This is a genomic window from Sphingobium fluminis (assembly GCF_037723805.1).
GTDB lineage: Bacteria > Pseudomonadota > Alphaproteobacteria > Sphingomonadales > Sphingomonadaceae > Sphingobium.
In genome coordinates this window covers 38,255-51,801 of record NZ_JBBJUK010000007.1, presented here as the reverse complement: position 1 = coordinate 51,801, position 13,547 = coordinate 38,255, and the positions used below count along the sequence as shown (strand labels likewise).

11 protein-coding genes and 1 riboswitch are annotated in these 13,547 nt (G+C 65.7%); of the genes, 5 read left to right on the top strand and 6 right to left on the bottom strand.

Annotation, left to right across the window (positions count from 1 at the left end; translation table 11 throughout):
- From WG907_RS16130 to WG907_RS16115, 4 genes are all read right to left on the bottom strand, one after another.
- Positions 1-882, bottom strand: a complete 882-nt coding sequence (locus WG907_RS16130) for a transglutaminase family protein (protein WP_340234403.1) — start codon at positions 880-882, stop codon at positions 1-3.
- Positions 879-3,374 carry a circularly permuted type 2 ATP-grasp protein gene (locus tag WG907_RS16125; RefSeq protein ID WP_340234402.1) on the bottom strand — a complete coding sequence of 832 codons (2,496 nt, stop codon included), beginning with the start codon at positions 3,372-3,374 and terminating at the stop codon, positions 879-881. The genes WG907_RS16130 and WG907_RS16125 overlap by 4 nt, the downstream gene beginning before the upstream one ends.
- Before the next feature lie 2 nt (positions 3,375-3,376).
- Positions 3,377-6,706, bottom strand: coding sequence for a transglutaminase family protein (locus WG907_RS16120; RefSeq protein ID WP_340234401.1), 3,330 nt, complete (start codon positions 6,704-6,706; stop codon positions 3,377-3,379).
- A 188-nt stretch (positions 6,707-6,894) separates the two neighbouring features.
- The gene (locus WG907_RS16115; protein ID WP_340234399.1) at positions 6,895-9,012 is read right to left on the bottom strand and encodes a prolyl oligopeptidase family serine peptidase; all 2,118 of its coding nucleotides are present in this window, start codon (positions 9,010-9,012) and stop codon (positions 6,895-6,897) included.
- 55 nt (positions 9,013-9,067) lie between these two features.
- Positions 9,068-9,174: riboswitch (TPP riboswitch) on the top strand.
- A gap of 35 nt (positions 9,175-9,209) precedes the next feature.
- Between WG907_RS16115 and thiC the strand changes: the two genes are divergently transcribed.
- The 4 genes from thiC (at position 9,210) to WG907_RS16095 (ending at position 12,229) form a co-directional block, all read left to right on the top strand.
- Positions 9,210-11,105: a phosphomethylpyrimidine synthase ThiC gene (gene thiC / locus WG907_RS16110; RefSeq protein WP_340234397.1), complete on the top strand. Its 1,896-nt coding sequence runs from the start codon at positions 9,210-9,212 to the stop codon at positions 11,103-11,105.
- Positions 11,106-11,173: 68 nt separating this feature from the next.
- Positions 11,174-11,407 (top strand): DUF4160 domain-containing protein, encoded by a 234-nt coding sequence (locus WG907_RS16105; RefSeq protein WP_340234395.1) that lies wholly within the window; start codon positions 11,174-11,176, stop codon positions 11,405-11,407.
- Entirely contained in the window at positions 11,391-11,651 is a 261-nt protein-coding gene (locus tag WG907_RS16100) for a DUF2442 domain-containing protein (protein ID WP_340234393.1), read from the top strand. The genes WG907_RS16105 and WG907_RS16100 overlap by 17 nt, the downstream gene beginning before the upstream one ends.
- An 8-nt stretch (positions 11,652-11,659) precedes the next feature.
- Positions 11,660-12,229 carry a DUF2199 domain-containing protein gene (locus tag WG907_RS16095; protein ID WP_340234392.1) on the top strand — a complete coding sequence of 190 codons (570 nt, stop codon included), beginning with the start codon at positions 11,660-11,662 and terminating at the stop codon, positions 12,227-12,229.
- 182 nt (positions 12,230-12,411) lie between these two features.
- Here WG907_RS16095 and WG907_RS16090 read toward each other — a convergent pair whose 3' ends face one another.
- Complete coding sequence (locus tag WG907_RS16090) at positions 12,412-12,699, bottom strand: type II toxin-antitoxin system RelE/ParE family toxin (protein ID WP_340234390.1); 288 nt, start codon at positions 12,697-12,699, stop codon at positions 12,412-12,414.
- Positions 12,689-12,940 (bottom strand): type II toxin-antitoxin system ParD family antitoxin, encoded by a 252-nt coding sequence (locus WG907_RS16085; RefSeq protein ID WP_340234388.1) that lies wholly within the window; start codon positions 12,938-12,940, stop codon positions 12,689-12,691. The genes WG907_RS16090 and WG907_RS16085 overlap by 11 nt, the downstream gene beginning before the upstream one ends.
- A gap of 92 nt (positions 12,941-13,032) precedes the next feature.
- Here WG907_RS16085 and WG907_RS16080 point away from each other — a divergent pair, with 92 nt between their 5' ends.
- Complete coding sequence (locus tag WG907_RS16080; protein ID WP_340234386.1) at positions 13,033-13,305, top strand: LysR family transcriptional regulator; 273 nt, start codon at positions 13,033-13,035, stop codon at positions 13,303-13,305.
- Positions 13,306-13,547 lie beyond the last annotated feature (242 nt).

The following is a 13,547-nucleotide window of genomic DNA, read 5'->3' as shown; positions in this document are numbered from 1 at the left end:
TCAGCCCTCCGGCACGACATCGACCATCGTTCGGATCGCCTGACCCGCGCCGCCCACGAACAGCCCGTCGATCGGCGTGACGTCGGCATAGTCCCGGCCCATCGCCACGAACACATGCCCCTCGCCGGTGATGACGCCGTTGGTGGGATCGAAGCCGATCCAGCCGCGCGCGGGGCCGCACCATAGCATCACCCAGGCGTGCATCGCGTCGGCCCCCACCAGCCGGGGGCGGCCCGGCGGCGGACTGGTGCGCAGATAGCCGCTGACATAGGCTGCGGGAAGGCCGGCAAGCCGCAATGCGACCACCATGACATGCGCGAAATCCTGGCAGACGCCATGCCGCGCGGCAAAGGCGTCGGCCACCGGGGTGCTCGCGTCGGTGGCGCCCGGATCATAGGCGAACTCGGCCCTGATCCGCTGCGCCAGCGCGAGTGCGGCGGCCATGATCGGCCGTGTAGGGTTCAGATCCTCACCCGTCCATTGCCCGATCGCCTCCAGCAATGGCGCGCGCGGCGAAGCGAAGAGATAGTGGGCCGGCGCGGCCGGACCCATATCGCGGTCCAGCAGGGCGGCCTGCGCCACCGCGCCGATGGTCGGATCGTCCGGCCGTGGCGTGACCGGATCGCCGCCGCTCACATCGGCGCGAAAGCGGCTTTCGATCGTCAGTTGCCGCAACGGGCTGTCGATCACCAGCCGGGCGACATGGACCGGCCAGGCGCTGGGACGCGATCGCGTCGTGACCGGCGCCGGGTCGACGCTCAGCCTGTAATCGCTGGTCTGCTGGCCGGGCCAGGATACCGGTTGCAGGCGCAGGTTGAAGCGCGCGAGCCGGACGGGCGACGCATAGCCCACGATCGTGACGTGCCGGACGTGATAGATCATGACAGCAGGTCCGCGCCGTCGCTCTTTTCCTTGCGGATCGGCAGGAAATAGCGCTGCCCGATGGCATCGGACAGCGCCAGCAGCCGCGCCTCGATTTCCGTGAGCCCCGCCATGGTCAGCGAATCGCCCGTCAGCGGCGCGAGTGTGGCGACCAGCGACCCCGACAGGCGTTGCGGCTCTTCCGGCATGCCATCGGATCGCAGCGTCGGCAGCGCCGCGATATGGTCGGCGATCCGCTGCGCCTGATAGGCGATGGCGCGCGGATTATGCGGCTCCAGCGCCACGATGTCGCGCACGGGGCCCAGCGACGGCCCGCTCAGATAGCGGTTGCGATAGCTGATCTGGCTGTCGTGGAGGTCGAGCAACACGGTCAGGTCGTCGGCCGACGCCCAGTCCGCGCCGAACAGCGCGGTCAGGCGGCAGCCATTGACCGCCCGTTCCATCCGCCGCCCCATGTCATGGAAGCGCCAGCCTTCGGTCCGGCCCATATTTTCCGCCGCGAGCCCCGACAGCGCCGAGATGCGCTCGATCATGCGCGAGGAGGCATCGAGCAGCGACTCGGTGACGCTGCCGTCGAACGGGGGCAGGGGCAGGCGCACCAGCCGCCAGAAATCCGTGGCCAGCCGGTCGCGCAGCCCCTCGCCGATATTGGCGACCACCGCCATCAGCGCGCGAACGCTGCCCGACTGCCCTGCATCGCCCAGCGCGCGGGCGCAGAGCGCGCCGGTTCTGCCGGACGTGCCGTCGACCGCGCCCCACAGCGCAAGCTGGCCGATCAGCCGCTCCATCGTCGGCGACCCGACCGCCGGGCCGAGATCGGCTTCGATCGACCCGCCCACGATCGCGCGGATCACCCGCAAGGTCGTTTCAGCGCGTTCGATATAGCGGCCGAGCCAGTAGAGATTGTCCGCCGCCTTGGCCGGCAGCATGCCGCCGACGCGGCGGATCGCGGGCGCGCCACCCGACCCGAGAAGCGATTCGCGCGGCACCGGATGGCTGTCGATGACGCACATGTCGGCGGACAGGTCGCCCTCGCCCATCAACGCCGCCCGGATATCGCCATGGGCTGCGAGTCGGGCAAAGGCGCCCGGCATGATCCGCCACGCGCCTTGCCCGTCACGCGCGACGAACACGCGCAGGGTGAAGGGCAGGGGCGTCAACTGCCCATCGACGATCGCGGGCGTGGTGGAAAGCCTAACGACCTCCTGCCCCACATAATCCATAGGACGGCGATTGATCCCCTCCGTCAGCGCTGCGCGCTGGTCCCCTGCGAGCGCCGATCCCGCCGTAAAATGCGCGTCGGAAAGACCAGCGGCGTCCTGATCGAAGGCCGATCCCACGACCAGATCGTCGATATGCGCCATGACATGATCGCGCTCGGCCGGCTGCCCGCACCACCAGGTCGCGATATTGGGCAACAGCAGGTCCGCGCCCAGCATCGCGCGGGCGAGTTGCGGCAGGAAGGCGGCAAAGGCGCGCGATTCGATGACGCCCGCGCCCGGCCAGTTGCTCAGCATCAGCCCGCCTCGCGCGCAGGCGTCGAACAGGTCGGGCACGCCGATCCGCGACTTGCCGTCGAAGGCGAGCGGATCGAGGAAGCGGCTGTCCATCCAGCGCCACAGGCCGTCGATGCGCTTCAACCCCTGAATGGTGCGCACGAACAACTGGCCGTCGGTGACGATCAGATCCTCGCCTTCGACCAGCAGCAGCCCCAGATAGCGCGCCAGATGCGCCTGTTCGGCATAGCTCTGGTTGAATCGGCCGGGCGTCAGCAGGCCGATGCGCGGCTCGCTCCGCTCGCAATCCGCCGCCAGACCGCGGCGCAATTCGCTGAAGAAGGGCGCGAGCCGCCGCGTATTCATCGCCCCCAGCAGGTCGCCGGTCGCCCGCGACAAAGCGAGCCGGTTTTCCAGCGCATAGCCGACGCCCACGGGGGTGCGGACCCGATCCGCGAGCACCCGCCACTCGCCATCGGGCCCGCGCGCGAGGTCTGCGGCGTAGAAATGCAGATGATGGCCATGCGGTGGTGGCGAACCGGTCATCACCCGCCAGTAATGCGGACTGCCGGCGATCACCGCCGCCGGCAGCCTGCCATCGCGCACCAGCGACTGGTCGCCATAAATGTCGCCGATGACGCGCTCCAGCAGGTCGGCGCGCTGGGCGAGCCCCAGTTCGATCCGCTGCCATTCCGCCGCGCCGATCAGCATGGGGATCGGGCTGAGCGGCCATGGCCGTTCCTGTTCGTCCCCGGTCAGCCGGAACGCCATGCCAAGGTCGATCGCCTGCCGCGCGACATTGTCGGCAAGGATCGCCGGGTTGCCCTGCGCCTGCGTCGACAGCCGGTCGAGCATGGCCCGCCACTGTGCGGTCAGATCAGGGTCGGCGCCGGCGAACAGGTCGCCCTTGGGCGCGCGCGCGAGATAATCGGCGCCCCAGCCGGGCGCGACCCGTCCGCCGCTCTCCTGGCCCGGCAGGACGGACGCATCGACCATGGTCAGATCGCCCGGTGCCTGAACCGCAGGTCCAGCGTCATCGGAAACTCACCGGCCGGCTCGGCTGCGGGCATGTCGACCGGGCCGGGGGTATGGCCATGATCCTGGAACCGCGCCTTGCGCCGCGCTTCAGCTTCATAACTGTTGACCGGCACATCGTCATAATTGCGCCCGCCCGGATGGGCGACATGATAGACGCAGCCGCCCAGCGACCGCCCGCTCCAGCTGTCGAGCACATCGAACGTCAGCGGCGCATCGGCCGGCAGGTTGGGGTGCAGGCAATTGGCCGGTGCCCACGCCTTGTAGCGCACGCCGCCCACGCCTTCGCCCGGCACGCCGGTCGCCGTCATGGGCACGCGCCGGCCGTTGCAGGTGACGATATGCCGCCCGTCGACAAGGCCGGTGGCGCGCACCTGCAACCGTTCGGTCGAACTGTCGACATAGCGGACCGTGCCGCCGATCGCGCCGGTTTCCCCCAGCACGTTCCACGGTTCGAGCGCGTGGCTGATTTCCAGCCCGACCCCGCCGGCATCCACCGCGCCATGCACCGGGAAGCGGAACTGTTTCTGTGCCTCGAACCAGTTGGGATCGAAATCATAGCCAGCCCCGCGCAGGTCGCTCAGCACCTCCATGAAATCGGCCCACACGAAATGCCCCAGGAAAAACCGGTCGTGCAGGGTCGTGCCCCAGCGCACGAGGCTGCCCTGCTGCGGCTCGCGCCAGAACCATGCGGTCAGCGCGCGCAGCAGCAGTTGCTGCGCGAGGCTCATCTGCGGAGCGGGCGGCATTTCGAATCCGCGAAATTCGACGAGGCCGAGCCGCCCGGTCGGCCCGTCGGGCGAAAACAGCTTGTCGATGCAGATTTCGGTGCGATGGGTGTTGCCGGTGACGTCGACCAGCAGGTTGCGGAACAGCCGGTCGACCAGCCATGGCGGCGGCAACGCGCCTTCGCCGTCACGCAACGGATTGGGAACCTGCGCCAGCGCGATCTCCAGCTCGTAAAGGCTGTCATGCCGCGCCTCGTCGATGCGCGGGGCCTGGCTGGTCGGGCCAATAAACATGCCCGAAAACAGATAGCTGAGCGAAGGGTGCCGCTGCCAGTAGAGGACGAAGCTTTTGAGCAGGTCCGGCCGACGGATAAAGGGCGAATCATTCACCGTGGCGCCGCCCAGCACCAGATGGTTGCCGCCGCCGGTGCCGACCGATCGGCCGTCGACCATGAATTTGTCGGCGGTCATCTGCGTTTCGCGCGCGGCCTCGTACACGCCCTCGGTGATCGCCACCGTTTCCGCCCAACTCTTCGCCGGCTGGATATTGACCTCGACCACGCCGGGGTCGGGCGTGACCTTGAGCAGGTTGAGGCGCGGGTCGGCCGGCGGCGTATATCCCTCGATCCGCACCGGAATCCGCGTCGCCTCCGCCACGCGCTCGACCTGCGCGATCAGTTCCAGATAATCGTCGAGCGTCTTGACCGGCGGGATGAACACCGACAGGAAATTGCCGCGCGGCTCGACCGTGACGGCGGTGCGCACCGCGCCCTCGATAAACTCCTGCTCGACACGTTCCTGATGCTCGGCCTGCGCTACCTGCGCCCGCTCCACCCGTTCGCGCGGATCGGGCTGTGCGCGATAATCGGGCAGCGGGTCGCGCGGCTCGCTCGGGTCCTGCGCATGGATATAGGGGAAGTCGGACGGGGGCACATAGGGCAGGGTGCCCAACGGCAGGCGATAACCCAGCGCAGAATCGCCCGGCACCGCGAACAGCGCCTTGCGCCGCACTTTCCAGATTTCGCTCTGCCAGCGCGGTGCGCTGACCTGGCTCTGCCAGCGCTGGATCGGCAGCACATAGCCGACCGTCTTGGACAGGCCGCCCTCGAACGCACGCACCATCCGCGCGCGCTCCTCCGGATTGTCGAATTTGGGATCGCCCGGCGCGGTATTGGCGGGCAGTTCCGCCTCCTTGACCGACCAGGCGAGCGCATCCTCATAGACCGGCTGGACGAAATCCGTCTCGACGCCCAACCCATCGGCAAAGGCGTTGAGGAAGCGTCCGGCATCCTCCGGCGTCACCGTGGCGTCGCCCGCTTCCGGCTCGCCCGCGATCAGGCTGACGTCGCGCCAGACGGGTACGCCATCGGTGCGCCAGTAGATCGAATAGCCCCAGCGGGGCAGGCTTTCGCCCGGATACCATTTGCCCTGCCCATGATGCAGCAGCGCGCCAGGCGCGAAGCGGTCGCGCAGGCGGCGGATCAGCCGGTCGGCATAGCCCGCCTTGGTCGGGCCGACCGCGTCGCCATTCCATTCCTCGGCCTGCGGATCGTCGATCGCGACGAAGGTCGGCTCGCCCCCGGTCGTCAGCCGCACATCCTGCGCGAAGAGGTCGGCGTCGACTTTCTCGCCCAGCGCGTTGAGGGCCGCCCAGCGTCCTTCCGTGAACGGCTTGGTGATCCGCACCGCTTCGGCGATGCGGCTGACGCTCATTTCGAAGTTGAAATCGACTTCGGCGGGTTCCGCCATGCCGCTGATCGGCGCGGCGGAGCGATAATGGGGCGTCGCGCAGAGCGGAATATGCCCTTCGCCCGCGAACATGCCGCTGGTCGCGTCCATCGCCACCCAGCCTGCACCGGGCAGATAGGCCTCGGCCCAGGCGTGCAGATCGACCACATCCTGCGTCACGCCCTTTGGCCCCTCGATCGGCTCGACATCGGCGACGAGCTGGATCGAATAGCCCGACACGAACCGCGCGGCGAAACCCAGCCGCCGCAGCAACTGCACCAGCAGCCAGGCCGAATCGCGGCACGATCCGATGCCGATATCCAGCGTTTCTTCGGGCGTCTGCACGCCTGTTTCCATGCGGATCACATAGCCGACCCGCTGTTGCAGCTTGCTGTTCACATCGACCAGAAAGTCGATCGTCCGGCCCCGGAACGCGGCATGCTCCGCCACCAGCGCCTCGAAGCGCGGCCCCTGCATCTCGATATCGAAATAGGCGGCGAGATCGGTCCTGATCTGCTCGTCATAGGCGAAGGGATAATTCTCCGCATAAGGCTCGACGAAGAAATCGAACGGATTGATGATGTCGAGATCGGCGAGCAGATCGACCTCGATGCTGAACCGATCGACGGGGTCGGGAAAGACGACCCGCGCCAGCCAGTTGCCATGCGGGTCCTGCTGCCAGTTGAGGAAATGGCCAGACGGCTCGATCTTCAGCGCATAATTGGGCACCTTGGTCCGGCTGTGCGGCGCGGGGCGCAGGCGGATGACCTGCGGGCCAAGCCGGATCGGGCGCGAATAACGATAGGCGGTCAGGTGGTGCAGCGCGGCTTTAAGCATGGGCCGATCAAACGCCACCGCTTGCTGCAATGCAATGACGAATTGGCCCGGGGGACGAGATTCTGTTACCCCGTTCGCCCTGAGCGAAGTCGAAGGGCACCACCGAACGCAGTGAGGTGCCCTCGTTCGCTCCGCTCACATCATACCGTCATCCCGGACTTGATCCGGGATGACGGAGTGGATGATGCCTATTCCCCCTCCAGCGCTCGCGCAAAATACACCATCTGCATCGCCTGCAACCGCGCGCCCTGTTCGATGTCCGCGTCGCCCGAATGCCCGCCGGCAGTGTCTTCGTAAAACAGGTAGGGCAGGCCATAATCCTTGAGCCGCGCCGCGAATTTGCGCGCATGTTGCGGCCCGACGCGGTCGTCCTTGGTCGTCGTCCAGACATAGGGCATGGGATATTTCACGCCCCTCTTGATGTTCGCATAGGGCGAGATCGTCTCCAGAAACGCCTTTTCCTCGGGCACGCGCACGCTGCCATATTCATCGACCCAGGATGCGCCCGCCGCGATCGCCTCGTAGCGGATCATGTCGAGCAGCGGCACCTGGATGACGACCGCATTCCACAGCTCGGGATGCTGGTTGAACGCCACCCCCATCAGCAGCCCGCCATTAGACCCGCCATAGATGCCGAATTTGGCTGGGCTGGACAGCTTGCGCGCGAAAATATCCCGCGCGACGGCCGCGAAATCATCATAGATGATCTGGCGCTTCGTCTTGCGCCCCGCCTCGTGCCAGGCCGGGCCGAACTCGCCGCCGCCCCTGATATTGGCCAGCACGAAGCTGTTGCCCCGTTCCAGCCACAGTTTGCCGGTGATCGCCGGATAGCTGGGCGTATTGGAAATCTCGAAGCCGCCATAGGCGGTCATGATCGTCGGGGTGGAGCCGTCGAGCGGAATGTCCTTTCGATGCACGATGAAATAGGGGATTTTGACCCCGTCGCTCGACACTGCCTCGAACTGCTCGACGATAAGGCCCGCCGCATCGAAGCGCGCGGGCGTGGCCTTGACCTGCCGGGGCGCGGGATCGGCGGCATCGATCGCCCACAGCGTCGTCGGCGCAAGGAAGCCCGCGACGCTCAGATAGGCCGTGTCGCTGCGGTCGGTCGCCGCCACCGTGCTGATCGTCGCATTGTCGGGCAGGGTGACGGGCGTGCTGGTCCAGCCCTTATCGCCCGGCGTCAACAGGATCGCCCGCCCGCGCACATTGTCGTTGATCGTCAGGATCACGCGGCTTTTCATCGCCACCACGCCGTCGATCGACTGGCGCGCATTGGGCGTGAACAGGATAAGCGGCCTGAGCGCTTCGCCCGCCTCAAGCGCGGCCAGCGGCACGCTCGCGAGCGCCCCTTGCGCCACGGTCACTCCACCGCTCGTCCAGTCCTCGCTGGTGCGGATCAGCACCTGCCCGTCGACCATGCCGACGATGCTGCTCTTGGCGGGCAACGGCAGCTTTTTGACGCCGTCGCCCGTCACCAGCAGATGCTCAAAGCCAAAGAAGGTGACGCCGCGCTGGATGAAGGCGGCGCGATGGCCCGCCCCGTCCGACAGGATGTAGGGCGCGGACATCAGCTGGTCCTCGTGCGCTCCCCGAAAGATTTCTGTCGCCGCGCTCAGCGGCTGTCCGCGCTTCAAGCGCTTCACCACGAACGGATAGCCCGATGCCGTCGTCGTGCCCGCCCCCCAGTCGCGCGCCAGCAACAGTGTGTCCCCGTCGATCCAGGCGACATCCTGCTTCGACGTCGGAATATCGAAGCCACCGCCGACGAACCGCCCAGCGCGCAGGTCGAATTCGCGCAACGCCACCGCATCCTCGCCGCCATCGGACAGATGGACCAGAGCCAGCCGCTCCTCGGGGTCGAGCAGGCTTGCACCCTTCCACACCCACTTCCTGCCCTCCGCCTTCGACAGCGCGTCGAGATCGAGCACGGTCGTCCAGTTCGGGCTGGCGCTCGCATAGTCCGCCGCGCTGGTGAATCGCCAGATGCCCTGCGGATGGTCGGCATCGCGCCAGAAGTTGAACACCCGCCCGTCGATCAGGCTCGGCATCGCGATCCGGTCCTTCGCCGAAGCGATGGCGAGCGCCTGGGCGTGATAGCCGGCATAGCGCGGGTCGCCCTGCAGGACCTTGACCGTCGCTACATTCTCCGTCTCCACCCACTGCATCGCGCGCGGGCCGGTCCAGTCCTCCAGCCAGACGAAAGGATCGTCCGCCGGCACGGGGATGGCGGGCGGCGCACCGGCGCCGGTCAGCAGGGCAGCGGAAACCAGGGTCAATATCCTTTTCACGTGTCTGCGGTTCATGGGGGACCGATCGAACATAAGAGGCTGGACCTTGTGCCGCACCGCCCCTATCCTGTCCACATCCCCGGGGAGCCATGAGGCTGAGAGGGGCGGTGCAAATCCGCCCGACCCGCCGAACCTGATCCAGCTGACACTGGCGTAGGGAGGGAGTGGTCCGTTTGGGATTGCGCTTCCTCTCCGCCCAAGGAGAGAATCTTATGGCCGACGTTCCCGCCCGCACCGAAATGCGCGTTACGACTGGACCGATCCGTGGCTCGAAGAAGATCCACGTCGGCCCCCTGAACGTCGCGATGCGCGAAATCGCGCTGGAGCCGGGCAGCGGCGAGCCGCCGGTGCGGGTCTATGACACGTCCGGTCCCTATACCGATCCGAATGCCCGCATCGACATCATGGCGGGCCTGCCCGCGCTGCGCCGCGACTGGATCATGGGGCGCGGCGATGTCGAGGCATATGACGCGCGCGCCATCAAGCCCGAGGATAACGGCCTCAAAGGCCCCGACCGCTCCGGCGGCGTCGCGCAATTCCCGCACATGAACCGCCGCCCGCTGCGCGCGAAGGCGGGCGGCAACGTCTCCCAGATGTACTATGCCCGGCGCGGCATCATCACGCCGGAAATGGAATATGTCGCGGAGCGCGAAAATCTCGGCCGCGCGCGCCTGTCCGATTATGTCCGCGACGGCGAAAGCTTCGGCGCGTCGATCCCCGATTATGTCACCCCCGAATTCGTCCGTGACGAGGTCGCGCGCGGTCGCGCCATCATCCCCAACAATATCAACCATCCCGAATCCGAACCGATGGCGATCGGCCGCAACTTCCTCGTCAAGATCAACGCCAATATCGGCAACAGCGCGGTCGCGTCCGACGTCGCGTCCGAAGTCGACAAGCTCGTCTGGTCGATCCGCTGGGGCGCGGACACGGTCATGGACCTGTCGACCGGCCGCAACATCCACGACACCCGCGAATGGATCTTGCGCAACTCGCCCGTCCCGATCGGCACCGTGCCCATCTATCAGGCGCTCGAAAAGGTCGGCGGCGTCGCCGAGGACCTGACCTGGGACATCTTCCGCGACACGCTGATCGAACAGGCCGAACAGGGCGTCGATTATTTCACCATCCATGCGGGCGTCAGGCTGGGCTATATCCCGATGGCGGCCAAGCGCGTCACCGGCATCGTCTCGCGCGGCGGATCGATCATGGCGAAATGGTGCCTCGCCCATCACAAGGAAAGCTTCCTCTACGAGCGGTTCGACGAGATCACCGAGATCATGAAGGCCTATGACATCGCCTACAGCCTTGGCGACGGCCTGCGCCCCGGCAGCATCGCCGACGCCAATGACGAAGCGCAGTTCAGCGAACTCTACACGCTGGGCGAACTCACCCATCGCGCCTGGAAACAGGATGTGCAGGTGATGATCGAAGGCCCGGGCCATGTGCCGATGCATAAGATCAAGCAGAATATGGAAAAGCAGCTCGAAGTCTGCGGCGAAGCGCCCTTCTACACGCTGGGGCCGCTCACCACCGACATCGCACCGGGATACGATCATATCACGAGCGGCATCGGCGCCGCGATGATCGGCTGGTACGGCACGGCGATGCTTTGCTACGTCACGCCCAAGGAGCATCTGGGCCTCCCCGACCGCGACGATGTGAAGGTCGGCGTCGTCACCTACAAGCTCGCCGCCCACGCCGCCGACCTCGCCAAGGGCCACCCGGCGGCGCAGGTCCGCGACAATGCCCTGTCAAAGGCACGCTTCGAATTCCGCTGGCGCGACCAGTTCAACCTGTCGCTCGACCCCGACACGGCGGAAGAATTCCACGACCAGACGCTTCCGGCAGAAGGCGCGAAAACCGCCCATTTCTGCTCGATGTGCGGCCCCAAATTCTGCTCGATGCAGATCAGTCAGGAAGTCCGCGACTTCGCCACTAAGCAGAATCAGGGCGTTGAAGGGTTTATCGCGACCGGTCCCACGGGCGCGGAAACCGCCGCCGCCAGCAAGGCCGCCGCGCTCAAGGGCATGGAAGAAATGAGCGCCATGTTCAAGGCGAAGGGGTCAGAGCTGTATATGGGCGCTGGGGGTAGGCAGCATGATTGAGGGCAAGCCTTGGACGCAGAAGCGGCTCACGCGATAGATGGTTGGCATCACTGCAAGGATGATCGCTGATGCCAACCATCTTTCGCCTCAATGGCTACCGATTCTATTTTTACAGCCACGAACCCAACGAGCCGCCGCATGTCCATATCGACAAGGGCAGCGCATCCCTGAAGGTCTGGCTTGATCCGGTCGCGCACGCCAAGAACACCGGCTTTCGTCGTTCCGAAATCAATGGCATAATCGCCATGGTCGCGGAGCATCGCAGCCGGCTGTTGGAGGCGTGGCATGAATATTTCGGCTAGGGTCACAGACGAGCGCGTCGCCGATGTCCGCTGCGACGACGACAGTCTGATCGTCGACCTGATGGACGGCCGCACGATCTCGGTGCCGCTCGCTTGGTATCCACGCCTCGCCAGCGCCACGCTAGCCGAGCGCGCCGTGTGGGAAGTGGCGGGCGGCGGCTACGGGATTCATTGGCCCGAGATCGACGAAGATTTGAGTACCGAAGGATTACTCAGGGGTGCGCCTGCGCCGAAACAGGCATAGGCGGAACCATGTTCGGCTTCAGGAACAAGCCTCCTACCGCTGCACAATTGTTGCGAGACGGAAGCTGGCGCTGTGATAGCTGTGATGCAGTCCATGGCTGGCCTTTCGACCTTGCCGCGCGCGCGCCCGACCCTTGGCCCCATGGGCAAGAATATCAGCCCAATGGCGCGCTTCGTATGGACGGTAATTTCCTTTCGGAAGATTTCTGCGTCCTCGATGGGAAATACTTCATGATCCGTGCTGTGTTGACCCTACCCGTCCAAGGTTTGGATGAGCCTTTCGGATTTGGCTGCTGGTCAACCTTATCGCGGGATAATTTCGACAAATATCTTGAAGAATTTGACGGCGGTTGCGAGGCTGATGAAACATTATTAAGCGGATGTTTGTGCAACCGCTTGGCCGACTATGTTGGAACCGATCCTCTCGCCATATGGGTCCAACGCAGGCCCAATCGGCAACGGCCATTGCTTTGGGTGATGGATGACGATCACCCGCTGGCGATTGCGCAGGAAGAGGGCATCAGCGCGGACCGCATGCTGGAAATCTTCGATACTTATGGGCATGGGCCAAAGCGATAGAATTAAGCAGATTGCGATCTGCCAATAGCCTCCCGCCGCTACCCCATCCGCCACGCCAATCCCGCATGATCGTCGGTCAGCGCGCTGCCCGGCAGGCGCGGATCGTCCAGCGTCGCGATCCGCCCTTCCAATGTCGTGATGATCCGCCGGGCACGGCGCGGCAGAATGCTGACGTCGCGTGATCAGATATGCCGAACCGGGTTCATCGCCTTGTGCAGCAAGCGCACGATCAAAATCCTTTCCCGTTCGACGCGGTAAAACAGCCGATGTTCGCCAACCGGTAAGCTGCGCAACCCTGTCGCCAAATCCGTCTGTGTCGCCCCGATCTCGGGATATGCCAGCACCCGGCGAAATGCCTCCTCGATCGCATCAAAATACAGGATCGCCCGCGCCAACCCGAAATGCTCGACGCTATAGTCTCGGATATCATCGAGATCGGCCTGCGCCCTGCGGCTTAGCTCAAGCCGCATCCGCACTCCGCAACTGTGCGCGCACCTCATCCAGATAATCGAACGGGTCGCGATCGCTCACCCCGGACGCCAGACCCTCGTCGATCGCCGCCTGCAACCGCGCCAGCTTCTCCGCATGATCCTGATCGCGCCGCATCAGGTCACGCACATAGTCGCTGGTGCTGCTGTATCGGCCCTCGGCCACGCGCGTTTCGGCCCAGCTTTTCAGGGCGTCGGGAAGGGAGATGTTCATTTGAGCCATGACAGACTTTATACGATTTAGCGCTAATCCTGACAAGCGCCACCGCGCAAATCCCCTTCCAATATAGGATTTCCTCTGCTCCATACTGTCCGATGGAACAGCAGCACCCCGATCCTGAACCCGCCGACCGCACCCACTGGACCCCGGCCAAGCAACGGCTTTTCCTCACCGCCCTGCTCGACACCGGCAGCGTCGTCCATGCCGCCCGCGCCGCCGGCATGTCGCGCTCCAGCGCGCATCGCCTGCGCCGGCGGCTGGCGGGCACGCCATTCGATCGCCTTTGGGACAAGGCGCTGGCCCTCTACGCCCGGCGGCTCGCCGATCCCTTCGGTGCCGATCCCGCCGCACAGCGGTCGCAGGGGTGACGCCGCCGGGTCGCCCGCCCATCGCGTCCTGCGCGCGCGCCTGTGACCCGGTCGTTGCGGCGGCGGCGCGCGGGTGTCGCGTTTGCGGCGCACCGGCGGCGCAGATGGGCAAAAACGGGGCCGAAAGACGCGACGACGGTGTGAACTTCGGCGCAAGCGTCCGGCTCCGGCGGCGGACCCACCATTTACCCGCTCTTCATGCCCGTCATTTACAATCGGGCAACATATCGGACATTATAGGG

What these genes read in the sequence shown, in the direction of transcription:
- WG907_RS16130 (WP_340234403.1), bottom strand. Translation starts at nt 882, where the DNA reads ATGATCTATCACGTCCGGCACGTCACGATCGTGGGCTATGCGTCGCCC.
- WG907_RS16125 (WP_340234402.1), bottom strand. Translation starts at nt 3,374, where the DNA reads ATGGTCGATGCGTCCGTCCTGCCGGGCCAGGAGAGCGGCGGACGGGTC.
- WG907_RS16120 (WP_340234401.1), bottom strand. Translation starts at nt 6,706, where the DNA reads ATGCTTAAAGCCGCGCTGCACCACCTGACCGCCTATCGTTATTCGCGC.
- WG907_RS16115 (WP_340234399.1), bottom strand. Translation starts at nt 9,012, where the DNA reads ATGAACCGCAGACACGTGAAAAGGATATTGACCCTGGTTTCCGCTGCC.
- thiC (WP_340234397.1), top strand. Translation starts at nt 9,210, where the DNA reads ATGGCCGACGTTCCCGCCCGCACCGAAATGCGCGTTACGACTGGACCG.
- WG907_RS16105 (WP_340234395.1), top strand. Translation starts at nt 11,174, where the DNA reads ATGCCAACCATCTTTCGCCTCAATGGCTACCGATTCTATTTTTACAGC.
- WG907_RS16100 (WP_340234393.1), top strand. Translation starts at nt 11,391, where the DNA reads ATGAATATTTCGGCTAGGGTCACAGACGAGCGCGTCGCCGATGTCCGC.
- WG907_RS16095 (WP_340234392.1), top strand. Translation starts at nt 11,660, where the DNA reads ATGTTCGGCTTCAGGAACAAGCCTCCTACCGCTGCACAATTGTTGCGA.
- WG907_RS16090 (WP_340234390.1), bottom strand. Translation starts at nt 12,699, where the DNA reads ATGCGGCTTGAGCTAAGCCGCAGGGCGCAGGCCGATCTCGATGATATC.
- WG907_RS16085 (WP_340234388.1), bottom strand. Translation starts at nt 12,940, where the DNA reads ATGGCTCAAATGAACATCTCCCTTCCCGACGCCCTGAAAAGCTGGGCC.
- WG907_RS16080 (WP_340234386.1), top strand. Translation starts at nt 13,033, where the DNA reads ATGGAACAGCAGCACCCCGATCCTGAACCCGCCGACCGCACCCACTGG.